Source organism: Levilactobacillus namurensis DSM 19117 (assembly GCF_001434785.1).
Classification (GTDB): Bacteria; Bacillota; Bacilli; order Lactobacillales; family Lactobacillaceae; genus Levilactobacillus; species Levilactobacillus namurensis.
This window is the reverse complement of record NZ_AZDT01000008.1, coordinates 36,833-61,784: the sequence shown is the minus strand read 5'-3', so window position 1 is coordinate 61,784 and position 24,952 is coordinate 36,833. Positions and strand designations below refer to the sequence as shown.

18 protein-coding genes and 2 pseudogenes are annotated in these 24,952 nt (G+C 50.4%); 4 read left to right on the top strand and 16 right to left on the bottom strand.

What is annotated here, in order from left to right; genetic code table 11:
• Nucleotides 1–96 precede the first annotated feature (96 nt).
• The 4 genes from FD30_RS01720 to FD30_RS01705 form a co-directional block, all read right to left on the bottom strand.
• On the bottom strand, nucleotides 97–1,797 hold the full coding sequence (locus tag FD30_RS01720; RefSeq protein WP_056943645.1) for an FAD-dependent oxidoreductase: 1,701 nt from the start codon (nucleotides 1,795–1,797) through the stop codon (nucleotides 97–99).
• Nucleotides 1,798–1,922: 125 nt separating this feature from the next.
• Nucleotides 1,923–3,899: a glycoside hydrolase family 127 protein gene (locus FD30_RS01715; protein WP_056943644.1), complete on the bottom strand. Its 1,977-nt coding sequence runs from the start codon at nucleotides 3,897–3,899 to the stop codon at nucleotides 1,923–1,925.
• Nucleotides 3,900–3,980: 81 nt separating this feature from the next.
• Complete coding sequence (locus FD30_RS01710; RefSeq protein WP_056943643.1) at nucleotides 3,981–5,390, bottom strand: MFS transporter; 1,410 nt, start codon at nucleotides 5,388–5,390, stop codon at nucleotides 3,981–3,983.
• A 56-nt stretch (nucleotides 5,391–5,446) separates the two neighbouring features.
• Complete coding sequence (locus FD30_RS01705) at nucleotides 5,447–5,647, bottom strand: hypothetical protein (protein WP_024746816.1); 201 nt, start codon at nucleotides 5,645–5,647, stop codon at nucleotides 5,447–5,449.
• Between the two features lie 340 nt (nucleotides 5,648–5,987).
• Between FD30_RS01705 and FD30_RS01700 the strand changes: the two genes are divergently transcribed.
• Together FD30_RS01700 and FD30_RS01695 are read left to right on the top strand one after the other, a co-directional pair.
• The gene (locus FD30_RS01700; RefSeq protein ID WP_056943642.1) at nucleotides 5,988–6,968 is read left to right on the top strand and encodes an AraC family transcriptional regulator; all 981 of its coding nucleotides are present in this window, start codon (nucleotides 5,988–5,990) and stop codon (nucleotides 6,966–6,968) included.
• A gap of 338 nt (nucleotides 6,969–7,306) precedes the next feature.
• The gene (locus FD30_RS01695) at nucleotides 7,307–8,713 is read left to right on the top strand and encodes a C69 family dipeptidase (protein ID WP_056943641.1); all 1,407 of its coding nucleotides are present in this window, start codon (nucleotides 7,307–7,309) and stop codon (nucleotides 8,711–8,713) included.
• 62 nt (nucleotides 8,714–8,775) lie between these two features.
• Here FD30_RS01695 and arcD read toward each other — a convergent pair whose 3' ends face one another.
• From arcD to FD30_RS01680, 3 genes and pseudogenes are all read right to left on the bottom strand, one after another.
• Nucleotides 8,776–10,245 carry an arginine-ornithine antiporter gene (gene arcD / locus FD30_RS01690; protein WP_371862348.1) on the bottom strand — a complete coding sequence of 490 codons (1,470 nt, stop codon included), beginning with the start codon at nucleotides 10,243–10,245 and terminating at the stop codon, nucleotides 8,776–8,778.
• Between the two features lie 496 nt (nucleotides 10,246–10,741).
• Nucleotides 10,742–11,578 (bottom strand): annotated as a pseudogene (locus FD30_RS01685) (tyrosine-protein phosphatase).
• A gap of 62 nt (nucleotides 11,579–11,640) precedes the next feature.
• Nucleotides 11,641–12,126: a hypothetical protein gene (locus tag FD30_RS01680; protein WP_056943639.1), complete on the bottom strand. Its 486-nt coding sequence runs from the start codon at nucleotides 12,124–12,126 to the stop codon at nucleotides 11,641–11,643.
• A gap of 175 nt (nucleotides 12,127–12,301) precedes the next feature.
• On the opposite strand from FD30_RS01680, the gene FD30_RS01675 reads away from it, so the two are divergent.
• Nucleotides 12,302–12,697: a MerR family transcriptional regulator gene (locus FD30_RS01675; RefSeq protein WP_024746810.1), complete on the top strand. Its 396-nt coding sequence runs from the start codon at nucleotides 12,302–12,304 to the stop codon at nucleotides 12,695–12,697.
• Nucleotides 12,698–12,724: 27 nt separating this feature from the next.
• Here the strand turns inward: FD30_RS01675 and FD30_RS01670 are convergent, their stop codons facing one another.
• From FD30_RS01670 to FD30_RS11875, 5 genes and pseudogenes are all read right to left on the bottom strand, one after another.
• A complete protein-coding gene (locus FD30_RS01670) occupies nucleotides 12,725–13,231 on the bottom strand; it encodes a type 1 glutamine amidotransferase domain-containing protein (protein WP_056943638.1) in 507 nt (168 codons plus the stop codon).
• 136 nt (nucleotides 13,232–13,367) lie between these two features.
• Entirely contained in the window at nucleotides 13,368–15,902 is a 2,535-nt protein-coding gene (locus tag FD30_RS01665) for a M1 family metallopeptidase (protein WP_056943637.1), read from the bottom strand.
• Between the two features lie 102 nt (nucleotides 15,903–16,004).
• On the bottom strand, nucleotides 16,005–17,174 hold the full coding sequence (locus tag FD30_RS01660; RefSeq protein ID WP_056943636.1) for an MrcB family domain-containing protein: 1,170 nt from the start codon (nucleotides 17,172–17,174) through the stop codon (nucleotides 16,005–16,007).
• Between the two features lie 210 nt (nucleotides 17,175–17,384).
• Entirely contained in the window at nucleotides 17,385–19,583 is a 2,199-nt protein-coding gene (locus tag FD30_RS11710) for a MucBP domain-containing protein (protein ID WP_235803242.1), read from the bottom strand.
• 1,329 nt (nucleotides 19,584–20,912) lie between these two features.
• Nucleotides 20,913–21,023 (bottom strand): annotated as a pseudogene (locus tag FD30_RS11875) (KxYKxGKxW signal peptide domain-containing protein); the annotation flags it as partial.
• Nucleotides 21,024–21,483: 460 nt separating this feature from the next.
• Here FD30_RS11875 and FD30_RS01650 point away from each other — a divergent pair.
• Nucleotides 21,484–22,086 (top strand): DUF805 domain-containing protein, encoded by a 603-nt coding sequence (locus tag FD30_RS01650; protein ID WP_056943634.1) that lies wholly within the window; start codon nucleotides 21,484–21,486, stop codon nucleotides 22,084–22,086.
• Between the two features lie 130 nt (nucleotides 22,087–22,216).
• Here the strand turns inward: FD30_RS01650 and FD30_RS01645 are convergent, their stop codons facing one another.
• The 4 genes from FD30_RS01645 to FD30_RS01630 all read right to left on the bottom strand — a co-directional run bounded on the left by FD30_RS01645 (nucleotide 22,217) and on the right by FD30_RS01630 (nucleotide 24,790).
• Entirely contained in the window at nucleotides 22,217–22,765 is a 549-nt protein-coding gene (locus FD30_RS01645; protein ID WP_051413251.1) for a matrixin family metalloprotease, read from the bottom strand.
• 204 nt (nucleotides 22,766–22,969) lie between these two features.
• Nucleotides 22,970–23,629: a DsbA family oxidoreductase gene (locus FD30_RS01640; protein ID WP_056943632.1), complete on the bottom strand. Its 660-nt coding sequence runs from the start codon at nucleotides 23,627–23,629 to the stop codon at nucleotides 22,970–22,972.
• 35 nt (nucleotides 23,630–23,664) lie between these two features.
• Nucleotides 23,665–24,327 carry an ArsR/SmtB family transcription factor gene (locus tag FD30_RS01635; RefSeq protein ID WP_056943631.1) on the bottom strand — a complete coding sequence of 221 codons (663 nt, stop codon included), beginning with the start codon at nucleotides 24,325–24,327 and terminating at the stop codon, nucleotides 23,665–23,667.
• Complete coding sequence (locus FD30_RS01630) at nucleotides 24,314–24,790, bottom strand: thioredoxin family protein (protein ID WP_056943630.1); 477 nt, start codon at nucleotides 24,788–24,790, stop codon at nucleotides 24,314–24,316. The genes FD30_RS01635 and FD30_RS01630 overlap by 14 nt, the downstream gene beginning before the upstream one ends.
• Nucleotides 24,791–24,952: the final 162 nt, after the last annotated feature.

Sequence of the window (24,952 nt, the reverse complement as noted above, 5' to 3'; positions counted from 1 at the left end):
GTTTTTGTTTCGCACGCTTTAGCGCGCTCAACTGGGCCTAAAGGCAATACTAAAAATGATGGCCACCCAATGACGGGTGGTCATCATTTTTTACCGCTATAAGTTAAAGCTGTACGCCGTAACGATGGGCTTACGCTGCTCCGTCACGTCGCGGAAGTACTCGTACTCGCATAGGGCGTTAAACGACCCTGAGACGTTGACCACGTTGGCATACCCCAAGTTCTTCAAGGCTCGCGTCACGTTATAGCTACGCTTCCCCGAAGCACAGTGGAGATAGACCGGGTGATCATGCGCGATTTCCCCTAAGCGTTGCCGGAATTGACTCAAGGGGATGTTGCGGGCCGTAACCACGTGTCCCCGCGCATATTCACCGGGTTCCCGGACGTCAATAATGTCGGCTCCCTGGGCAACCAAGTCACGAACGGCAGTGACGGGGACCTGCCGATACTCCCCGTTTAAGAGGTTCGTGGCGACCAAACCCGCAAAGTTCACCGCGTTCTTGGTGGTACTGAACTCGGGTTGGTAACACAGCTCCAGGTCGCCCAAGTCCTCAACGGTCCCGTGTTGTTGCATCACCGTGGCCACGATGTCGACCTGCTTATCGACATCCCCCTTACCTACGGCTTGGGCACCGAAAATCTCACCAGTCAGGGCATCAAAGACGACCTTTAAATAAATGGGATGGGCATCGGGCATCAACCCCACCTTATCTTCCGAAATCACCAGCGCACTCTTAACAGACCAGCCCTGTGCTCGACTGGCCGCCTCCGTATAGCCGACCGTCGCCACGTTCAGCTCAAAGACCGGCAGACACTGGGCCCCATAGAACCCCCGGTTACGCGTTGGCCGTCCGTACACGTGGTCGACGGCACGGCGGGCTTCCATCTGAGCCGGCCAGGCCAATCCTAATTGTCTGGCTTGGCGGGTCAACGCGTCCGGCACCTCGATGGCATCCCCCACCGCGTAGACGTGCGGCAGATTGGTGCGGTACTGCTGATCGACCTGAATGGCCCCCGTAGCGCCCAAGGTCACACCGGCCTCAACGGCTACTTGTACGGCCGGAGTCCCACCAGCGGCCACGACCACTGCAGTCGCGGGCACGGTCTCCCCGGTCGCCAAGGTCATCTCTGACTTTGAGATTTCTGTGACCTGTTGTCCAAGCAAGAGCTTCACGTGGTGGTCGCGCAGGTGTTTATGGATAATCTGAACCAGTTCATCGTCTAGGGTCGGCAGAACCTGCGCCCGTTGCTCGATCAGGGTCACCCGGTACCCCGCCCGCGTCAAGTTCTCCGCAGTCTCGATACCGATAAACCCGCCACCGATTACCGCCACGTGAGTCGCGTGGTGGTCGTGCAGGTAGTCATCTAACGCCACTACGTCGGTGACGTTGCGCATCGTGAAGACCTGGTCGCCGTTGATGCCCGCAATTTGACGCGGACGATTGGCCACCGTCCCGGGTGCCAAGAACAGCTCATCGTAGTGGTCGGTGGTCAAGTCGCCGGTCTGGCAGTTCTGGACCTTAACGGTACGTGCGGCCGCGTCAATCGCAACGACTTCATGGTTGACCACGGCATCCACGTTATATTGCGCCTTGAACCGTTTAGGGGTCATCATGACCAATTTCTGCGCCGAAGCGACCGTCCGGGAAAGGTAATAGGGTAACGAACAGTTCGAAAAGCCCACGTCTGGTCCCTTTTCGTAAATGGTGATCTGGGCCTGCTCATCCAGGCGTCGTGCGCGAGCCGCGACGGAAGCACCTCCGGCCACACCACCAACAATCACAATTTTCTTTCCCATCTTTATCTCCTTTACTAGTACCTACGTTCAATCTAAGACTAGTTTACCTGATAAGGGTCAGGGGGGCCAAGTAACCTGTTCGACCCAAAAAGGGCCACCCCCATTCGGGTAGCCCTCATAACTATTTACTGAAATTGCCGATTCAGCCAAACCCGCATTTGTCCCTCATCGCGATTAGCCCATGCATAGTATGGAATCAACGTTAACGATGCCGTCTCTTGGCTACTATCCTGGTCGGTATACAGAGCTGGAGTCGTATCATCCGTCACTGCTCGGTGCGCATCAACCGTCACAACACCTACCCCATTCAACAATTGTTGGTCGAACTGGTAATGGGTGGTATCACTAGGAGATACTTGATACTGGCCTAACGATTGCTGATTATCTACCGCTTCAGCGGCATAGACAATTGGCCCCCGTTGAACAGCTACTTTACCGAAATCAGCGTTCACCCGGTTATTAGCCCGCATAAACTTAACCGTCATATCCAGGCTCAGCGTGATCGTCGTGGTTGCCTCAGCGAGGTCCAAATAGACAAAACCATTCTGAACCGTGGCTGTATCAGCGTGACCATTGACCGTCAGTTGGAACTTAGATGACCAAGCTGGGATCCGCAATCCTAATCTAAATGCTTCTTGCTGTGGGTTGTGAACCGTGTACTGAATATCGCCTTCCCAAGGGAAGTTATTCATCTGTTCAATCTGAATACCATTGGCCAACGTCGCCCGGTTCGCGATAAATTGGTGGGATAAAATCGTACGGTCTTTAACCGTGTACAAGTAGTGATCGACCGACGTAATCAACCGAGCCAGATTAGCTGGACAACAAGCACAGCCAAACCAATCCGCGCGGTGCGTTAAGACGTGCGATTTACCCGGATTCAGCTTGCTGGCCACCGGATCAGCTTCCAACGGATTTACATAGAAGAAGTGCTTGCCGTCCAAGGACATCCCACTAAGGGCGCCATTAAAGAGCTCCTTTTCCAGAACATCTGCATATTCACCCTTAGCATCTAAATGCAGCATCTGACGCGCAAAGAACGCCATCCCCACGGACGCACAAGTTTCACCATACATGGTGTCATTAGGTAAATCATAGTCGTAGGTTAACGCCTCACCGGTGGTCGTCGACCCAATATTTCCCGTAATGTACATCTGGCGCTTAACCAGATCATTCCAAAATCGGTGACAAGCGTCCAAGAGGTCTTGGTCGTGCGTATAACGGGCCACGTAGGCCATCCCCGTACACAGGTAGACCACCCGTACTGCATGCCCTTGGGGAACTTGTTGGTCTTTGATTGGTTCTGCCGCTAAGAAATACGTTAAGTCGGGATCTTGCATGCCTTGAATAATATCCCGGTCGGTCGAACTGCCATCTGCCGCAAGCTGCTTATCAAAAAAGTCTGGATCCTGACCACGTTGGGTCAAGAAATAGTGGGCCAACTTCAAATACGTGTCGTTTTGCGTGATCTCATACAGGCGCGCTAAAGCGAGTTCAATTTCTGGGTGACCGTCAAATCCTGGAATCTGACCATCGCCTAAGCCAAAGTTACGGTTAATGCAGTCGGCCATCCGCTTGGCGGTGTCCAAAGCCTTCTCATTATGGGTTGCTTGATAATAAGCCACGCCCGCTTCAATGTAGTGCCCCATCGTATACAACTCATGTGATTGTTGGAGTCGCTTAAACTTCCGCTCTGGCGCATCAATCTGAAAGTAAGTCGATAAGTAGCCGTCATCTTCCTGAGCATCCGCAATCAGGTCAACTAAGTTATCCGTAATCTTGCGTAAATCGGCATCCGGATGATAATTAAATGAATAAGCCGCTGCTTCAAGCCATTTATAGACATCCGTATCTTGAAACGGGAATCCGTAGTGGTGCCCCGTTTGCTGGCCAGCCGCAATCTTCAAATTCGCTACAGCATGACTGTTCTTATCTTGCCCATTGTTTTGCGGATCCTCTGAAATTGAAATGTCCGCTTCATCATTCATGACCTGCCACTGATACGGGAGCACTTCCTTCACCACTAGTTCCCGATAGCGTTGCCAGAAGTCCGATGTAATCTCAACATGTTTGAGTTGGAGCTTATCTTCCGTCATTTGCATTCTCTATGTCTTCCTTTCTTGCTGCCAATCAGCGTTACCAAACATCTCATTCAATAACCAGTTCACGACCATCCTAACCGACTAGTGTTCCGTCGTGGCTTCTTCCTGGGCCCGCCGTTCAGCTAATTCCTCGGTCACGATTGGTTCATGCTTTTCCCACTTACGGTAGAACACCATGCAGACGGCACTTAACGCGTAAATGATCACGGGTACCCAGATGAACGTGAAGCTAATGGCGGATAAACTTTCGGCCGCCTGAGCGGCTTTCGCTGCTGTAAAGCCAAACGCCGCCAAGATTCTGGCCGCGATGAAGGAGCCAATCCCGGACCCCATCTGGATACAGAATGATGCGCCCATCGCCGTTAAGAAACCGTTGGCCCGAATGCCGTTTTTCCATTCACCAAAGTCAACGGTATCCCCAACCATGGAGAAGAACATGGTCATGGCCGAACCGGAACCTATGCAGGCTAAGCACCAGCCAACTAAGGCCGAGGTCACGTTAGTTCCCGCAAACCCGATCCAGACTTGTCCCACCATAGTCATGGCTAACATTAAAATCGTGGTCCCCCACTTATGTAAGTACTTAACTACAAACGGAACGGCGGCCATCCCAATAATCTGAATGATAGAAAACCCGTTAAAAATTGAAATCAAGCTCTTATTATCTAAATTATACTGGAAGTAGTAGGGTAGGGCTGCATTCCGTGCAGAGTAGGCCGTCCACAAAAGCAGATTAGCCAGCACGATGAGGACCCATGGCCAGTTGTTCTTGGTGGCTTTGACACTTTCCCGAATCGTAATGATTTTTTCTTCTCCGATGTTCTTTTCCCGCATATCGAAGAAGGCAATCATGAGGACAATAAAGGCAATCACTGCATATAATCCAACGGCTAACGACCAACCGCGCCGTTCATTCCCGTTACCCAGGAACGAAGCCAGTGGCATCACGAACGTGACCGCAAAGAAATTTCCCACGTTCCCCAAGACCATCCGAATCGAATTAGCCGAAGTCCGTTCATCCGAATTCGCTGAAAGATTGGGTAAAACGGAGGTAATTGGGGTCGATAAAGCCGTGTAAGTTAATTCCGCAACGATGTACATGGCACCAGCATAAATAATTTTTGCCGTGCTCCCCAGAGCTGGTGTGGTAAACAGCAACCAAACCGAGATGGTAAACGGTAGGGCCATCCACAGAAACCATGGCCGATTCTTCCCGTATTTACTATGGGTGTGGTCAACTAGGACCCCCATGATGGGCGCCCCCAGCGCATCGATAAACCGCCCTAAGAGTAACAGCACCCCGGCGGTCCCCACGGCTAAACCAAAGACGTTGGTGAAGAAGTACAACATATAGGAACCAATCAACGTATAAAGCAGGTTCCCGGCCATATCCGTAAAGCCGTACGTTAATTTTCTATGAAATGGCAGCTTATCACTGGCCAGCATGGCTTGCGCAGCCGCCACATTTTGATCCGTATTATTCGAATTCATGTTTAAATCCTCCAATTTAAGTCACATGGTCAAAAAAAACATGACTGAGATACTCATCATTTATCCGAGATTTTCTTTTGACTATCGCGAGCCAAGCTGACATAGATCAGGAGCATCAGGACTGTCCCACCGATAATCGTGATTAAATTATTCGGAATGGTATGATCAGCGACTTTCCACGCTAACCCAATAAAAATAATTTGGAGAATCCACGATATAATCGATTGACTCGCAAATAACTTTCCAAATACGTTCATCTTAGGCTCACCTTTCTTCGAATCCTTAAAATAAATGACAAATTCGTAAATCATGATACGGACACGCGTGTCGGCCATTGTTATTTCCCCACGAACTCAATGACGGCTCTCATATTTACAATTTAATAGTAAGCGTTTCCAAAAACATATAAAAGGTCTATAATAACAAAATAAGTGTTTATATCCGACTAATTGTAGTTGGCTAATTTAATTGTGCATTAGTCACCAATCGTCTATTTATCAATTACCGTATATTTAGTGACCATTTCCGATTTTTAGTTAAATACGTATTTTCGTATAATTAGTGACTATTTCCGACTTTAGATTGGAGGCGTAAGTCATGCTCTTTACAACTTTCTCAGTTGAAAAACCGCTACTTTATTACAAGGGCGGCGAATTCTCAGCTCAAGGGGCCTGGTGCCATCGTCCCATGTACCATAAGGGGGACTACGAATTAATTCTCTGTCTAAAAGGGCCTATTTACCTTCAAATCGATGACCAAAAGATAACGGTATCCCCCAACGAAATCGTACTAATCCCCCCATTTACCCCGATGAGTGGCTATCAAGCTTCCGATACCCCCGTCGATTTTTACTGGCTTCATTTCTTTTCACAACATAAAGAAACGACCTTCGAAGCTGATGAGGATGCCATGTTTTCGGAAATTAAAACGAATAAGAATTCAAAACACCGGCTTTCCCTTCCCCTGCATTTCAGGCTACCCGATTACGAAAGCGCAACAATCCTGATTCATCAGATTTTGTCGATTCATAACGAGCTTTCTTCCATCGAAGAACGCGACTATTTGGTATCCGCGCTATTGATCCAGCTCTATAAATCTTATTTCAACCATTTTGATGTTCAAAGTGACAGTGCGAAAATCAACGATATGAAGGAATGGATCCGGGCTAATATGTCGAGCACGCTGACCGTAGCTGAAATTGCCGATAACATGCACCTGAACGTCGACTATCTGACCAGGCTATTCAAGAAGTGTACCGGGATGACGACGCTTCAATACCTAAACCACATCAAAATTGAAGTCGCTACCCTACTCCTTATAAGAACGGAAATGTCCGTCAAACAAATTGCGGCCGCTTCCTACTTTAACGACTCCAAAGTTTTCATGCGGCGCTTTAAGAAATCCACGGGACTGTCCCCCAGTGAATACCGGAAATCGTATAATCTTATTCACTTAAACAATCCGCACGTTGACCCACAAATTCCCATTCCAAAACGAATTGTGGATTCGATCGACTACATCCCCGAGAACGGAAACGTCCCCGAAGACGCCTCCAGTCCCAATTCACGGAATCTTTAACTAGGACTAAGTGCCATTCCAACGGGCTGAACCGTTCCCAATCCATCCTGAATGTCCAGTCCCGCGTTTCATGAGCCGAGAGGGCCCCCAGACAGGGCTCAGCCGTGACATGATTCTTAGTTGGCGGGCTCCAGCCGACTTAGAATCAGGCCAAGCTTCGAGACCGCTCTTCGGCTCGAAGTTGTGCCCACGGCGTTCCAGCCCTGTCTGGGGGCCCGGTAAGGCGGCTGACTCCTACCAACGGCTAGGCTGTAGCCTTCATCCTATCAGATGGCTTCATCCCCCACCCCCGATAATGGTATAATACGAGTTAACTTAATAAAGGAGTGTCGTATTCTATGACGAAAAGAATTAAAGGTTCATGTACCACGATTTTAGTGGGTAAAAAGGCCTCCATCGACGGCTCCACGATCATTTCGCGGAACGACGACGGGCACGAAGCTCTCGACCCAGAACGCTTCGTGGTGGTTAACCCTGAAGACCAACCACGGAATTACCAATCGGTCATCAGTAAAGTTCAAATCAAATTACCGGACAATCCTCTACGTTACACATCCATTCCTAACTCGATCCTGACTAACGGTATCTGGCCCGCAGCCGGCATCAACAGTGAAAACATTGCGATGTCCGCTACCGAAACCATCACCACCAACTCCCGGGTCTTAGGCATTGACCCTTACGTTGACGGTGGTATTGGTGAAGAAGACCTGGTTACCCTGGTCCTGCCATACATCCACAGTGCTAAGGAAGGGGTCGAACGTTTAGGCGCCCTGCTGGAAGAATTCGGAACTTACGAACCTAACGGCATCGCCTTTTCCGATAACAACGAAATCTGGTGGTTAGAAACCATCGGGGGCCACCACTGGGCCGCTAAGCGGATTCCGGATGACGCTTACGTGGTTGCGCCTAACCGAATGAATATCGACGACTTCGACTTTAACGCCGATGACACGTTGAGTTCTGCCGACTTAGAAGATCTCATCGCCACCTACCACTTGAACCCCGACTTCGACCGCGTTAACCTGCGCCACATCTTCGGAAGTGCCTCCATTAAGGACACGGTCTACAACAACCCCCGGGCGTGGTTCGGTCAGAAGTACTTCAACCCAGAAATTGAACACGATCCGATGGAACAAGACCTACCGTTCATCTGCCACGCGAACCGCAAGATTTCCATCGAAGACGTCAAGTTTGTCCTGAGTTCCCACTTCGAAAACACCAAGTACGACGTTTACGGTAACGGCTCCGAAGCCGACAAGACCCTCTTCCGGCCAATCGGTATCAACCGGAACCACGACGTGCATATCTTGCAGATTCGTAACGACGTACCGCAAGAAATCGCCGGGATTCACTGGATGGCCTTTGGAGCCAACACTTTCAACACGGTGGTTCCATTCTACGCAAACGTCAACGATACGCCGGCCGTCTACAAGGACGCCGATGGTGAGTTCAACATGAACCATATGTACTGGTTGAGCTGCACCACCGCCCTCTTAGGGGATACCGACTACGACCTGTACGTTGATCTGCGGAACACCTTCGCCTTAGAAGCCATGGGTGCTTACCGGAAGATTCAAAACGATACGGACGCTGCCATCGCCGATCAATCTGATGTGACGGCTTACCTCCAAGCAGCTAACGAAAAGCTGGCGAATGAATCCTTCAAGCGTCAGACCAAGTTACTGGGTGACATGGTCATCATGGGCTCCGAACATATGAAGCTCCGTTACAACTTAAACGACTAATCGGACACCAATAAAGGCCGCCACAGGAATTGTGACGGCCTTTTTGAGTTGAAAATTTTTAGCTAGATGACTAACCGGCCCATCAAGACAAAGACGATAGCCAGTAGCGCACAGGTCATAATGGCGGACATGGAGAACCATTCCTTGTGCGATAAGTAGACCTGGGCTCCGGCTTCGCGCCGCGCCATCAGGTACAGGATGGTCCCGGGAATATACGCAATCGAGCAGAGAATCAGGTACTTGACCCCGGAAAAGTAAATGGCCGTGCTTTCAAACGTTAACGCGAGAATCCCCACGGCTAGTTGCCAATAGCTGCCCTTTTCCTTTAAATGCTGGACCGCATACTTGACCTGGTAGGCCGCCACTAGGATGTAGCAGATAGTAACCGCCACGGTGCACATGGAGTAGGCAATCTGGTAGGCGCGGTCGGTCACCAGCAGGGACAACAGGAAGAACTGAATCAACACGCTACTCAGAACTAACGAGAACGTCGCCGTCCCGTAGCGGTTAGCCTTACCAAACGCTCGGGGTAACAGGTGCTGGTTGGCCATCAACCGGGTGGTCTCGGCCGGCAACATGGTCCACGATAGCCACGATCCCAGCGTGGAAATAATCAGCCCACCGCTAATCAATGCGCCACCCCAAGATCCCACCATTTCCCGGAACACGTAGACCATTCCCGGTTGTTGGATTGAAGCCAGGGCGTTACGGCTCAAGTAACCGTACGGCAAGATCGAAGCCAGCATGTAAATGGCCAGGATGCAAAAGAGCCCAATCAAAGTGGCCTTCCCAGCATCGGATTTCTGCTTGGCCCGGGACGATAACATGGTCGCCCCTTCGATGCCCACGAAGACCCACATCATGATGATGAAGCACCGCTTGATCTGTGCGGCGATCGATCCGGACCCCGTCATATTGGTTCCCACGTTATACCAGAAATGGGCCGTAAAGACTTGCCCCTTGAACAGGAGAATTGCGATCACAATGAAGGCGAAGAGCGGAACTAGCTTGCAAATCGTAATCAACGAGTTAAGCGCCGCGGCACTCTCAATTCCGTGGTTGACCAGCAACGTGAGCAGCCAGAGCACCACGCTAGCGAAGAGCACCGAGGGAAGCTTGTTGGTCCCGTTAAAGATGGGGAAGAAGTACCCCATGGCGTTCATCATCACGGTCGCAAAAGCCACGGTCCCCATCCAAGCGGAGATCCAATAGCCCCAACCACTAATGAAGCCGGCGTACTTACCGAACCCTTCTTCGGCGTACGAGAAGATGCCTTCCAGATCAGGACGCTTCAGGACCAGATTATTCAGGGAAAGGGCCAACATCAACGTCCCAAACCCTACCAGGCCCCAGGCAATCAAGGCCGGTCCGGGCGACGCCGCGATGGCAAGGTCGGAAGCTAAGGCGAAAATCCCCCCACCCACACAAGAGGTAATGACGGTCGAGACTAAGGCGGTCAGCCCCAGTCCCTTCGAATGGGATGTGGTAGCTGGGTCAGGGTGTGCAGAATCTGCTGCGGTGAGCGTTTTCATCATGGATTTCCTTTCGTGTTCTCAGACTCAAATCAAGGGCGTCAATGGTCAATTTCCCGTGAGTTTCATCGCTAAAATTCCGGTGAAAGACTAACGGGACTTTCTCAGAATAAATTCACAAGCGCTTAAAAAGTTAATTGATTTTATAAAGCGCTTACATACTAACGTTCAAAATAAACCCAACGCATTGGGTCCTCGTCTGCTATTATGCCAGAAAATATACAAATTGCAAACCTGTATATGCAATTTCTATTGTGAAAGTTTTTCGCGTAAGCGCCTTAGACGTGGCTGTCGTTCACCTATTTACACGAACTTGTATAAATATAATCGTTTTGTTTCCAAGAATCCCCTTTTATACAGAAAATGTAAATTTTCATCAACCATGTCCACCCCCTCAGTGACCCGTAAATTTTTTGTGCTAAACAACACAAGCTCTCCCCTTACATCGCAGATGATTAAACCGGCCACCCCCTGAGGGGCGACCGGTAGTTTCTCGCTATTGGGTTAAATACAGTCGTTGCAACTGCTTTTGCTTGACCGGGGTGAGTCCCAGACGCCGCAAAAAGTTGGCCATGGAGCCATACCGCGCATTGATTTGTTGGTACACAGCTTCCAGGTTGGCCCGCTTGACGCGCCGGATATGGTGGACCCGTCGCCGGGATTTTCCGGCAAAGTTAGCTTGTCCCTTGAATTGAATATGGACATCTTGCGCTAAGTTCTAGTTTGAATACAGGTAGTTCTGCAGGATGGTCTTCCGGCTAACCCCCAAGGCCGAGAGGACCAGCACCGCACCAACACCGGTACGGTCCTTGCCATAAGTGCAGTGGAAGACGGTCGCCCCGGTCTTGCGCTGTAACAATTGGTCAAAGAACGCCGAGTAGCCCCGTAAGGCCACCCGATCGGTCACTAATCCTTGGTAAAATTGTTGCGTCGTTCGCACATTATAATTGTCCGTCACCACGCTATCTTGATGGTAGGTAACGTGCGGGACGTGCACATCCGGGTTGTCTTTAATCTCGGCCGTCGACCGCAAGTCCGCAATGGCCCGGACCTGATACTTTTGGGTCAGCCGGCGTCCGTCTGCCTGGGTCAGATCTGACAACTGATCCGACCGAATCAACCGATGAGCCCTCAGGGTTTGCCCGGTCTTAGTCCGAATCCCGCCCAGGTCCTGGGTATTACTAGTCCCGGTCAAGGTGACGTGTTGGCCGTACAAGGCCCGATTCACCGTGGGCTTGGGTGCGGGAGGGGCAGTCTGTTCGGCGGCACACCCGCCAAACCCCAGTAACAGGCTCAAGACTAGCAACAAACTCACTTTTAACCACCGACTCATCAACCACTCCCCCTTTCGTTGCCTTCAACCTACCATACTCCTAGCGGTGACGTCTAGTCCCCTCAGACTTGCCCCACCAATTTCTGACGTTGCCATTGATGGAAGGCCTGCACGTAAAAGGACACGAACGGCCGCCCATTAGTCTTGTAAAAGGTCTCGTTGGCACACATGATATACCCGATTAACGCTGGATGGTTATCCACTGGCAAAATCGCCCGCTCCACGTTCGGGACCACCCGCTGGACCCGGGTCGGCCGACACAGATGTACGTCCTGTTGCCGCTGCATCCAAAGTCCCTTTTCGTAAGTGGCCACGCGGGACATAAAGTTGACTTCATCGCCTTTAAGCAGTTCCCCTAACCGTAAAAAGCCCAGCGTGTAATTGAACCAGAGGTGATCCGTGACGATTTGATGGGTGGCGTCCCGAATATCCTTTAACAACAAGGTTGGGTGATAGTGCTCCCCGTAACACTTATACCCACAACGGACGAAGGTTCCCCGATACGTGTGCCGTTCTTGGCTGCCAATCTGTCGCAATCGTTCCCGCAAGATGTCATCCCCTAATCTGTGATTGCTTTTAGTTTAGCAAACCCATCCGGTACCACCAACTCAAACTACTTATAAATTTAGACATACCCGCAACCACCCGCGGCCGTTGACTTTTCGCCGTCAATTAACGTAAACTTATAAGCTGTATCGACCAGTCAAGTTAGGAGGTCATTTCATGCAAATCAAAGCCGCCGCAACCGCATCGGGCGTCAGTGCCTACACGATTCGTTTTTACGAAAAGAAGGGACTCCTCACCATTCCCCGCAATGCCAATGGCGTCCGAGAATTCGACCAGGACGCCCTCAACCGGCTACGCTGGATTCAATGCTACCGGCAAGCGGGACTTTCGCTTAAAGAAATCAATCAGATCATCACTGGTGACCTGACCCAGGCCGGTTACCTCGACCTGTTAGACGCGGCGAAGCACCGTTTGGAAGCACAAATCGACGATCTGCGTCACACGGAAGCCTGCCTAGAAACGAAACGCCACGCCACCCTCGATGGTGAGCGTTTAACCGATATGACGACCTGCGCTCCAACACCCTATGTTGCCAAAAACGCCGAAGCATAATGCTCCGGCGTTTTTTATAATCTTCAATTAAGCCAATTGGGCCAAGATCTCATGGTTGAAGTCGTCCAAGTCATCAGGCGTCCGGCTAGTCACCAGGTGCCGGTCAACCACGACAGACTGATCCTTGACGATGCCCCCTGCGTAGTACAGGTCTGGCCGCACCGTGGTGTAGGCGGTCAACGTCCGTCCCTTGACCAAGCCCGTTTGAATAAACAATTGTGGGCCGTGGCAAATGGCGAAGACTGGCTTGTCAGCCAGCAGGAAGGTCTTGACCAGGTTTACGTACCGGTCATCGGCCCGCAGCTGATCCGGTGAGAAGCCACCAGGAATCAACAGGGCGTCATAATCGTCCGCCGAAACGTCGTCAATCCCCTTGTCGGTGGTGTACTTAGTCCCGTGCTTACCCAGCAGGGACTTGTTCGCCGTATCTTCCACCAAGTCGACCGTGTGGCCGGCACCCACGATAGCGTCGTGGGGGGACGTGTATTCGATATCTTCAACATCGTTGGTCATAATCGCAACTACTTTGCTCATTTCAAGATCTCCTTTAAATTAAGGTACAAGTCGTAGTGTACGAGCTTAGAGCGAGTCTAAGGCAACCCCTGACCGGTAAAAAATGACAAAAAAACGTGCACCCTTAAAGGCACACGTTTCGTTAAATCCATTTAATCTACTTCGTGACTTTTGCCACCGCTGCGTTCACGGCGTCCTTTTCAGCTTCAATCAGGGCTACCCGGCTGTCGATCACCTTGGTGTCCATCTTGATTTCACGCGTCAAACCTGGCGTGTTGATCTTTGGCTCGAAGAAGGCCTTGAATTCAGCAAAGCGTTCTGGCGTATGGAAGACACCGGTCGTGACCGTAATGTAGGTGGTGAATTCCATGTCGCCACCAACCGTCTTTTCCAGCCAGTCCCAGTCGTTCCGTAACCAATCCCAGGCCGCTTGTTCCCCAGCATCGTTGCTCAAGACGCCGCGGTACCAAGCCCGTAAGTCTTGGGGCTTAACCGTGTCCGCATCTTCGAAGGCTTCGATCAGCTTAGCAATCAAAGTACTGTCCGTGGTGCTGGTAACGGCTGCCGCGATGTCCGCCTTGTAGCTGGCATCGGCGGATTGCCGGTAAGCGTCCAACAGGCGGTTGAACAAGTCCGCACTCCCGTAGTTCTTGACTTCGTTCCGTAAAACGAAGACCCGGACGTCGGCGGACAGACCAGCTAAGTTCGCCTGGTTCGCTTCAAACAACTGGTGAGCGTCGGCCATAGCCTGCGCATTTTGTGCGTAGAGTGCCGCACTCAGGATGTACGGCCGGGTCAAGGTGTCGTCCATGGACTCGCCAGCTTGGGCGGTCCAGCCTAACCGGGTCACTTGAGCCGCACTCAATTGGTCGTAGAAGGCCCGCAACGTCTTTTCCTCAGCGGAATCTGGCGTCACGAACTTCCGTAAGTTCCCCGCAATCCGGTAAAGGGCCACGGCAACCAGCGTGGAGTGGCTGTTGGCAAAGCGTGGTAACAATGGCACCACGTCAGCGTAACTGATCTGCCGACCATCGGCTAATAAGCGAAGGTCTTGTAACAGCTGTAACTGACTGATTGGATCCAAGTCATCCACATGGTCGAGAATGTCGTTCAACAGTGTTTGGTCGTACTTCACGATAAAGTGCGAGTTGTTCCCCACGTTCACGCGGAATGGTTCGCCCGCTGCTTGCCGTAAGGTAGCGTAGTCTCCTAAGGTAACCGTCGTGTCCTTGAAGATGGCGGGAGCGGCATCGTAGTTGCTGTTCAACGGAATCTGCCAGAGACGACCTTGGTCCTGACCTTCACCCACGAAGAATTGCTTTTGCGTCAACGTCAGCTGGCCATCAACCACGCTGGCGGAAACCACGGGATACCCTGGTTGTTCCAACCAGGAATTCATGATGGTCCCCACGTCCTTACCAGAGGCTTCACCCAAGGCAGCCCATAGGTCGGCCCCCTTAGCGTTGTTGTACTGGTGGGCTTCGAAGTAGGCCTTCAGCCCTTGACGTAAGGCGTCATCGCCAACTAAGGCCCGGGCCATGACTAACATCCGCGCACCCTTGGCGTAAACGATGGCGCTGTCGAAGATGGCATCGATTTCGGCCGGATCTTCAACTTGAACGTGAACGGATTGAACACCGTCCGTAGCGTCCCGTTGTAACGCCATTGGGACGTCAGAGGACTGGAAGGTCTCCCAGATGTGCCAATCGGGTTCGATAGCGTCGATGGCCACGTATTCCATCATATTGGCGAAACTTTCGTTCAACCAGAGGTCGTCCCACCACTTCATGGTGACTAAGTCCCCGAACCATTGGTGTGCCAGTTCGTGGGCGATGACCGTAGCGACCCGTTGCTTCATGTCTAGGGCCGTGTTGTCCTCATCCAGGAGTAAGTATGCTTCCCGATAAGTGACCAAGCCCCAGTTCTCCATCGCACCGGCAGAGAAGTCTGGCAGTGCCAGTTGCCAGGAGTGTGGGAGTGGGTAAGGCGTCTGGTAGAAGTCTTCGTAGAATTCGATGGAGCGCTTGGCAATGTCCAGCGCGAAGTCGAGTTCCTTAGGTTGGTGGGCCTTAGTGGCGAATACACCGACCTGAACACCGCTCTTAGTGGTGGTCAACTTCTTTTGTAAGTCCCCGAAGGCAAAGGCAATCAGGTAAGATGACATCTTCTTGGTGGTATCGAAGTAGTGCACGCCGTTTTCAGTCTTGATTTCGGGCATGTTGCTCAAAATCGTTTCACCAGGTTGTTCGTCGTACTTGATGGCCAGGTCAAAGGTGGCTTTGGCTTCCGGTTCGTCGACACATGGGAAGGCTTGCCGGGCTGCCGTCGTTTCGAATTGGGTCCCGATGATTTGCTTCTTGACCCCATCGACTTCGTAGTAGGACGGGTAAATGCCCATCATGCTGTCGGTCAAGGGTGCCGCGTAGGCAATCTCAACGGTGGTCTTGCCGGTATGGCCCAAGTCGATGTGAATCCCTTCGGCTTTATCATCCAGCGTAAACGGTACGTCGGCACCGTCAGCTTTAACGGATGAGATCGTCATGTATTTTTCATGCACAGAAATCGTCGCTTCTTTGGCATCCCCGGTAATGGTAGATGTCCCGCTAATTTGTTTCGTTGCGCGGTTAATATCGATGAAGACGTTATAGTGCGTTGGTTGGAATGTCTGATAAAAGTGCTTTGTTTCAGTCATGAATTCCCCTCCATATGGTTAAAATACTATTAGAATAAATCCATTATACGCTATTCGATACCGGAACGCTTGTATTGTGGGGTGAATTTTCTCATTTTTGTCTCATGGAAGAAAACTGACGCTCCCCTGTCCATTTTTATTTACTGTAACTTGATAGTTTGTTGGCTTAAAATCACAATGCTCTTCTAAACTTCCTTTTAGAATGTAGAAATGACCAGTCAGTCTTTGAGCATCAAAATTAAAAACTCGAAAAAGCTCGTAAGTCTCAGCGTGATGTTCCGCATATTGCCGCTCATTAGCCGACATAAAGAAAGGCGTATTTTCATCCTGAGTTGTCGTCTTAACCTCAATATGCTTTTCACGTCCCTGGCGATCAAAAGATAGTACATCATACCCTAGGCCGTCTCCAACCGTATCAGATACCTGGGTCACCTTTTGTTGTAATTCTGGAAAATCAGCCAACTGTGCCTGTTCGTAAGCCACAACCTGCTTTTCCCCCAAACGTCCGACTTCTAAGTCTTGATTGGTCTGAGTAGCATAGTCTCGCTTACTCGTTACCAATCGCGGTTGTCGCGGTTGCCTGGGCGTTACTGAGTAATAGTCACCGGTTGCCTTTAAAGTATCGTCTCCCGACACGATTTGCCTAATACTCCCCTCAGCATCATTCTTAATTGGTAATTTGCTTTTCAATTCTTCCAACGCTAAGATCATTAACGCTAAATCACTGCGTAACACTTTCTCCGCAGGTATCTGACCTCGCTGATAACTAATGCTTAAAATGTTACACAGCTCATATCCCCGCGGTAGAGGAGAATTCACTCGCTCTTTCTTTGGGACTAACTGAATTTGCTTTTCAGAAATTCGCGGTGAAGAAGCCTTAATATTCCGCCGCCAATAGTCTGAAACCTGCTGGACAGCACTCAGCACAGTTTTCTGGTAAGTCTTATCGTAAAACGTCCAAGCTTGATGCAGTGATAAATAAACCCGCTCCATATCTTCCGAAAATAAGTAAACTAAGTAAAACCCATGACTTGCTGATACAGACATATCCGGATCAAAAATCCCCATCCACGGGACAGTAGCCCAGCGTCCCTGACCTGCTGACCCCATAGTGGTGACCACATTCCCCAACAGATCGGACCCTACGACTTCATCCAAGCCATGTCGGATCTTTTTAGCGACTGGATCATCCTTTAGCGGTCTCTTTTTGGCTTCTAAATAATCCTGCTGTATTGATTCCAACAACGTCTTTAACCCTAACTTTGGTATCACTTGTTTTACACCTCACATTTGAATTATTAAATATATAATACTACTAATAGCAAATACCATGTTTACCATTAAGTATACTGCCAAGGCAATTCAAGCCCTCACATAGTGCAAAACAAGTCCAAAATCGTTCCATCTTTGACAATAGATCATTGCATAAAAAAGGTGCTGCCTCATCAAAGGCAGCACCTCTTCTAATCACTCAATATCGCATTACCCTTTCCGCTTCTTCAACCCCAGCAAACCAGCCAATGATCCCAACAGTGCCAGTCCGATGACTGCTGCACCCTTGTTTTGCTGATCACTCGTCTGTGGTAACTTGTCGGTATCTGGCGCGGTCGTCTCATGAGCAACTGGGGTCACCGTACCCAACGATTGCTGCTGAGCTGGCGCACCCTGACTGACCAAATCAGCCGTGGCCGCGGAGCCACCGTTTGCTGCGATTGCCGCGTTACCACCATTACTTAAGCCTGGCTTAGATGGCTTCTTCGTGGGCTTAACCGCTACTTGGTCGCCATTGTCGCCTGGCGCCACCACGTTACCGCCGTTGTTCCCCGTATCTGGAATCTCGGGAACTTCTGGGTTCACGGTATTGCCACTACCGCCAGTATCAATGTCACCGCCACCGTTATCGCCACCATTGTTGCCGTTGCCACCACCGCCACCGGTGGTTGCATCCGCAGCGTAGGTGACCACGAACGTTAAATTCTCACTGGTTGGCGTGATGCTCTGGGCCGTGGTCTGCGTTAAGTCGTTAGCCGGGTCCGTGGTCTTTACCACGTGTTGGCCTGCAACCTTAGGGTTCGGAACCGCCGCGAAGGTTAACTGCGTCCCATCCTGGTAAACCACCCAGCTAGCATCCGTTGGCACCCCATTTTCGTCCAACTTAGGGGCTTGGGCCTCGCCATCATTACTGTAAATGACCGACTTCTGATTGCTCTGATCCGTCACCGTCGCAAACGTGATGGTCTTGTCAACTGGTGTAGCGACCTGCTGACCATTTTGATCCACGTAAGTGATGTTTTCCGTGACGTGCTTCAGCGTGGTCTCAAAGTCGTGGGCGTAAGTCACCACGATTGCGAGATTCTGACTCGCATTGGTAACCGCTTGAGCCGTGGTTTGCGTCAAATCGTTGGCGGGATCCGTGGTCTTCACCACGTGCATCCCCTTGACCGCTGGGTTCGTCACTGCCGCAAACGTGACAGGTTTCCCCGCTTGGTAAACCGTCCAGTTAGCATCCGTCGGCACGCCGTTTTCATCTAACCCAGGTGTCTGGGCATCCCCAACGTAACTGTAAATGACTGACTGTTGATTACTCTGGTCTGTCACCGTCGCAAACGTGATGGTCTTATCAACTGGTGTAGCGACCTGCTGGCCAGACTGATCCACGTAAGTGATGTTTTCCTTAACTTGGTTGAGCACCGTATCGAAATCGTGTCCGTAGGTGACCACAAAGGCTAAGTTTTGACTAGTAGGCGTCACGTTCTGGGCCGTGGTCTGCGTTAAATCACTAGCGGAATCCGTGGTCTTGATGACGTGCATGCCTTTAATGGTTGGGTTAACGACAGCCTCAAAAGCAATTGGCTGCCCAGTCTGATAAAGTACCCAGCTCGTATCCGTTGGGGTTCCATTTTCATCTAATACAGGCGCTTGGGCATCACCGACGTGACTGTAAACGACCGACTGTTGATTGGTCTGATCCGTCACCGTCGCAAATGTGATCGCCTTGTCAACTGGTGCAGCGACCTGCTGATCAGATTGGTCCACGTAAGTGATGTTTTCCTTGACCTGGTTGAGCACCGTATCGAAATCATGTCCATAAGTTACCACGAAGGCCAAATTCTTAGACTGGTTCGTTACATTCTGAGCCACTGTCTGCGTTAAATCATTAGCCGGGTCCGTGGTTTTAATGACGTGCATCCCCTTGATCTCTGGGTTAGCCACTGCCGCCAGCGAAATCGTACTACCGTCTAGGTACAACGTCCACGAAGCATCCGGTTGGCCATCCTTATCCAGCGTCATATTGGTATCTGCGCCAACTTTACTATATACATGATCAACTCGGGTATTCGGGTCCGTAATCGTTGCAAAGGTTACTTGTTGTGCCGCTGAATCAGCGACCTGATTGCCCTGGGCATCCTGATACTTAATCTGCTCGGTTACTTGGGTGACGTTGACCAACGCACTCTTGTAGGTAAACGTAATCGACTGGGGCATGTCCGTAAAGTTCCCCGTCACCGTTGTGTCAGTGTTAGTGACCACGTATCCTGGAATGACTGGCGCACTGACTTCGTAAGGTTCGCCCTGCAGTCCACTTAATTGCGTAGAATTGGCCAGCGGGACGTTTTGTTCATTCACGTAGTTGACCGTAACGGGTTGAGCGGTTGCAGCGATTACGTAAGGTGTTGCCATTGTAACAGCCGTATTCATAACGTTTCCTTTACTGTCAATGAAGCTAATTCCAGTTGTTAAATAGTACGTATAGGCCTGTTTCTCAACATGCTGATAAGCAGCTGGAAAAGGATTATAATCCTGACCACCCGGTATTTGATTTTTAAGCACTTGGTAATTAATCGTCCGGCCATCAGCGCTCATCGTTCCCGTACCGCCTTGATAATAAGCGGCGACCGTTGATCCTGGATACATTTGCGTAATAACTGGCCTAAGGATCCCGTTAATATCTGTAGCCGTCATGGTCATCCCTTTGGGTGGCTTAACCGGATTAATCAAAATATATTTTCCGGTTTGTGGAACATATGCCAATCCATTTTCAACAAATTGCGGACTAATATTGAATCCCTTTGTAAATTGAGCCGCATTTATTGAAGAGAAGTCCGCAATTCGACTCTCCCCCACTGACAGGTCAGTCAAAGATTTCAAATTACTAATAGGCGAAATATCAGAAAGTCGATTAGATCCTAATTGCAATGACGTTAGCTTTGTCAACTGACTAATAGGAGAAATATCCGTTACATCTCCAGCATAATGCGGATCTTTATTCCAATTGTTCAATAAATCTAAATTTGTAAGATTAGTAGCGTACTGTAACCCTTCTATGGAGAATGACGTCTTTCCATCAATATAAGTTGAGCCAAAATTTTGTGCCATAAAATTAATGAGGTATTTCATATCATCCTTAGTAATCTGGTCAACGCTAGTAATTTCCACATCACTTGGTTTGGTACTATAAGTTGGGCCATCATTCAAAGCCTCCAGTACCCACTTTTGCAATGTTTTGTTAGGCATCCATTGATCAATGGTTTCCTCAGCTGGCTTTACACTCTTTTTAGTATTAATTACAGTATCGGTTTCCTTCGCAACATTAGTTTCACTACTATCGATTTTACTAGCATCAAAACCATTGGAAACCTGAGCATTTTTATCTATCTGTAAATTATCTGTTGACTCAATATTCGTTTTTTGATTATTACTTGACTCAGCAACCGACGTTGAATCCTCACTTTGATCATTCTGGTTGCTAGTAGATTCATTCACCACATGATCATCCGAAGTTGTCGTCTTCGAATCCTGATTAGTCGCGTCAGTCGGGGCCTTCTGGTCGGTCGTTTCGGCCTGACTATCTCCCGTTACTGATTCAGTCCCTGATGGCGTTCCCTGGGACACCGAATTAGCATCACTTTCGGTAGTCGACCGCAGCGTGGCACTAGAGCCCTGTTCAACGTCATTACCTTCACTGATTGACTCGGTTGCGGGTGCCGCATCACTCGCCTGAGCCGTCTGTTCTGCCTGTGGTCCCACAACTAAACCCACTGCTAAACTCGTTGCGGTAATCCCCGCAACCAGCCAGCCCTTGTGTGATTTATACATCTTGAAATGCGTCTTCTTCTCCATAACACCCATGATTGGTCCCCCTATTCAACAATGACCAAAATCAGATAAGTTTTATGCACACATAAGCTTATTTGTTACCATTTATTATAACCTTAATAGCCCAACAAAGTCAATCGGATGAACCGTTTTGGAATAGACCGGTTTCTCTATGCTATCAATATAATGCTATAATGGTGCGCATCGTCATCATTACCAGTCGCACCCATCTTTCTTTTACAATATGGATAATATTTTAGTTGTTTTACTTAACCAACCGTCAAACAGGGTAAACCTTTAAAGGCCGGTCAAACTGGTTAGTCCTCGTCCTTTCATTTTCCCAGACGTTTTACAATTGACTTTCCCATCTGTTCTCAATATGATGAAACTTAGTCCTGGTGCCAGACATTGCTCCCCACCGGACCCGTCCACTCCCGATGACGCGAAAAGCTGACAACATACATAATATAAGGAAGTCTTTTCCATGCACGAAACCAAGTTCTGTACCAATTGTGGCAAGTCCATTCCCCGTGACGCCGAATTCTGCCCATACTGCGGCCACGGTCAAGCTGTCGCTACCCAGACCACCCAGCAGACTAATCCGCAGCCAAATACTGCCGGCTCAACCTATCAGCAGCCCCAGCCGCAACCCGGCGATGCTGTCTATAATGAAAGTCCCGTTCCTGGACTGGTCGTTTCCACCAAACTCTACCTACGTGATGCCCTAACCATCAATAAACGTATGGGGCGCGCCGATTACTGGTGGGCCGCCTTAGGTATCAGCCTACTAGCTGGCGCTGCGTCTTTAGTCGTTTTCTTCCTCTTGGCGCTCTTCGGCGGACTGGATGACGCTTACGAACCCACGGGACTCTCGGCGCTATTTTTCTACGCCCTGTTACTGATCATGTTCGTGGCATACGTCGGCCTGTGGATCGCCAGCTTCACGGCAGAGATTCGCCGCTTCCACGACCTGGGCTACAGTGGTGCCTTTTGGTTACTCAACCTAGTCCCCATGGTTGGTGGCTTAATCGTCCTGATTCTGCTGTGCCAACCGTCACGCCAGTTAAATAACCGTTACATTAATTGAGGATGCTCAAAAAGCCGCTGGCGATTTAATTCGCTAGCGGCTTTATTGCACCCATTAAACCCCAAAGCCTCACAACACCGATATTCCACACAGAAAAAGCCATCCCCCACCGGTTGATGACTTCTAACGGTTATTTACGATTCCGGTACGCCCGCTTCAGTGCTAGGCGGTCCTGGCGACTGATGGTCGCGTGTCGGTTCGACTTGTGCATCACACTACGCCGACTCTTAGAGTGGCCTAAGCCCAACGCGTGCCCCAGTTCATGGGCCGCCACGTTGGTGCGTTGCTTTTTAGTGTACCGGTGAGCGGATAGCACCTGGTGATTTAGCATGGCTTTCGCGGAGGTAATCTCGTGGACCACCTTATTCGGCCGATAAGCGTAGTGGGTCACGCCCGCCATGCCCTGACGCGCCACTTGAACGCTGGCGCCTTTCACCACCACATCGGCCTGTTGCGGCGTCTTCACAGCCTTCAAGCGCACCGTTCCCGAACGGGTCCATTGCTGTGCGGCCGATTTCCAGATGCTCTGATAATAAGCGGAAGACCCCTGATAACAGTAAGTCACGGTCGTGGTCTTCCAACTGCCCCAATGCGGGGTCTTAGCGGTTGCCGTGGCTTGGATGGGTACGCCCCAGAGGCATAGCCCCATCGTCGCCACTAGGCTGAGACTTTTCATCATCTTCCTTGATCGTTTAGTCACCATAAGTTTACTCGCTTTCGTGGTTGGCTGCGTATCAATTAACTTATGATGATTATAAACTAATCATTATTAATAAGCTACACCATTTTATGATTATTGGATAAAATAATCACCATATAAACGATTCCTCAAAAAATCCCCATTGGTCAGCAATAACCTGACCAATGGGGATTACGTTTAAGTTTATGCCTCGGCTTCTTCTTCGGCTAAAACCTGTCTTAAAGCCTTCACGAAGACGTCGTAGGGCTGCGCGCCACTGATGCCATACTTGTGATTCAATACAAAGAATGGAGCACCCTGAATGCCCATTTCTTGGGCTTGTTGTTCGTCTGCCACAACTTCCTTCTGGTAGTCCTGGGACGCTAAAACTTGTTGTACCTCATCATCGGCTAATCCGGCGTCGTGAGCGGCCCGGGTCAACACGTCGGCGTCGGCGATGGACTCCCCATCCGTGAAGTAGACCTGGTAGAACCGGTTGATGACTCGTTCCGTCAACTCCCGGTCACCATGACTCGCCGCCAACTTGATCAGACGGTGCGCATCCATCGTGTTCGTCGGAATCACCTGATCCAGGTGAAAGTCTAGGCCCTCCTCGGCGGCCATCTGGGAGATGTAGGCCATCTTCTCCTTAGCCTGGTCAGCCATCTCTGCGCGGCCACCCGTAAAGTGGTTGAGGTAGTCGCCCGGCTTAGCCGTCTTGGCTTCCATGGGATTTAATTGGAAAGACTTTAAAACCAGTTTGGTGTCCTGATAGATGCCGATTTCTTTCATCGCCCGCTTCATCCGGGTCGACCCGATGTAGCAGAAGGGGCAAGCAATGTCGGACCAGTATTCGATTTCCATAATTTTCTCATCGTCTCCTTAATGAATGCTTCCGTCTATTGGGCTTGGGCCTGTTGCCACTCCCAAACCGTCATTTGAAAAATCTGAACTTGATACCCCTGGTCTTTGAGCTGCTGACCAATCATTTCAGAATAGCCACACATCCGACCACGGCAGTAGACCACCAATTCCTGATCACGGGGAATCTCGGCCAACCGTTGCATGATCTGATCATAGGGGAAGTTATGTGCCCCCGGGAGATGGGCAACTTGATATTCATCAGCAGGTCGTAAATCAATCAGGTACGGTTGGCTGGTCGCCAGCTCTCGGGTGATGTCCGTAATCGATAATTGCGGTAAGGGGGGCCGTTGGGCGGACAGCTGTTGCTCCAAGGCGCGGAGTTCCGGCAAGGCTTGCTCACTCACATCGATCAAAAGTGAGAGCACCTGCGGAACTTGCGTGGAGGCCAAGTCGTACACCACATAGTTCCCGCGCCGTTCCACGCGAACTAGCCCCACCTGTTTCAGGAGCCGGAGGTTTTTCGACGCCGTGCCCACACTCAGCCCCACCGTCTTGGCTAATTCCTCGACGGTCTTCGGGCCCTGGACCAAATTGTTCAAAAGCTTTAACCGGGAGCTATTCCCTAGAGCCTTACCTACCCTGACCAGCTGGGTGTAAGCCGCATCCCGATAGGTCTCCGCTAAGTTAGTCGTGGTCATGGGCGGCCTGCTTCTTTTGCGTCGTGGGTTTCGTCGCGGCCTGGTTCCAGTCGATCTCACATCCGTCCGGGCCACAGACGCCCGTGCTCAGTGCACTTCCGCCCGTCACCATGTGTAACGTCTCCGTTGACTCTGATTTCTTTTCAGCCATCTTAATCCCTCCAAAATAATAATGAATCACCGTCCGCAATTGGGCGGCATCTAAATCATGTGTATAGGTTGCGACCGCTTGACCGGCTTGGGCCAGAATCAGGGTCGGGGTGCTGGTGACACCCCACGTCCGGGTCACTTGCGGTTGTCGGCGCACGTTAATCTGATAGACGGGTAACGCGCCCGCTAGTTGAGCCGTCACCGTTTCCACGGCCCGTTGTTGCGTGACACAATGTGCACACCCCTCATCGTAAAAGAAGAGGACGCCATCGGTCACGTTTAAGTTTTCCGTTAATCTCCGTGATTCTAGCATCATCGGTCTCCTGATTCCGTCATTTTTCATTCTACGGTTTCGTAGAATAGGTTCAGTTTATATGCTTACTTAAAATAAGTCAAGTAAAACCTTCTCCAAACAAAAATGGCGTCCAGGTTTCCCTGAACACCATTTCTTTAACAATTTAATTTACCGAGCAGG

Excerpts from the sequence above, each read along its gene's own strand:
- FD30_RS01665 (WP_056943637.1), bottom strand. The coding sequence starts at position 15,902 with ATGACTGAAACAAAGCACTTTTATCAGACATTCCAACCAACGCACTAT.
- FD30_RS01700 (WP_056943642.1), top strand. The coding sequence starts at position 5,988 with ATGCTCTTTACAACTTTCTCAGTTGAAAAACCGCTACTTTATTACAAG.
- arcD (WP_371862348.1), bottom strand. The coding sequence starts at position 10,245 with ATGAAAACGCTCACCGCAGCAGATTCTGCACACCCTGACCCAGCTACC.
- FD30_RS01705 (WP_024746816.1), bottom strand. The coding sequence starts at position 5,647 with ATGAACGTATTTGGAAAGTTATTTGCGAGTCAATCGATTATATCGTGG.
- FD30_RS01720 (WP_056943645.1), bottom strand. The coding sequence starts at position 1,797 with ATGGGAAAGAAAATTGTGATTGTTGGTGGTGTGGCCGGAGGTGCTTCC.
- FD30_RS11710 (WP_235803242.1), bottom strand. The coding sequence starts at position 19,583 with ATGGCAACACCTTACGTAATCGCTGCAACCGCTCAACCCGTTACGGTC.
- FD30_RS01695 (WP_056943641.1), top strand. The coding sequence starts at position 7,307 with ATGACGAAAAGAATTAAAGGTTCATGTACCACGATTTTAGTGGGTAAA.
- FD30_RS01675 (WP_024746810.1), top strand. The coding sequence starts at position 12,302 with ATGCAAATCAAAGCCGCCGCAACCGCATCGGGCGTCAGTGCCTACACG.
- FD30_RS01640 (WP_056943632.1), bottom strand. The coding sequence starts at position 23,629 with ATGGAAATCGAATACTGGTCCGACATTGCTTGCCCCTTCTGCTACATC.
- FD30_RS01645 (WP_051413251.1), bottom strand. The coding sequence starts at position 22,765 with ATGATGAAAAGTCTCAGCCTAGTGGCGACGATGGGGCTATGCCTCTGG.
- FD30_RS01635 (WP_056943631.1), bottom strand. The coding sequence starts at position 24,327 with ATGACCACGACTAACTTAGCGGAGACCTATCGGGATGCGGCTTACACC.
- FD30_RS01710 (WP_056943643.1), bottom strand. The coding sequence starts at position 5,390 with ATGAATTCGAATAATACGGATCAAAATGTGGCGGCTGCGCAAGCCATG.
- FD30_RS01670 (WP_056943638.1), bottom strand. The coding sequence starts at position 13,231 with ATGAGCAAAGTAGTTGCGATTATGACCAACGATGTTGAAGATATCGAA.
- FD30_RS01715 (WP_056943644.1), bottom strand. The coding sequence starts at position 3,899 with ATGCAAATGACGGAAGATAAGCTCCAACTCAAACATGTTGAGATTACA.
- FD30_RS01650 (WP_056943634.1), top strand. The coding sequence starts at position 21,484 with ATGCACGAAACCAAGTTCTGTACCAATTGTGGCAAGTCCATTCCCCGT.
- FD30_RS01630 (WP_056943630.1), bottom strand. The coding sequence starts at position 24,790 with ATGCTAGAATCACGGAGATTAACGGAAAACTTAAACGTGACCGATGGC.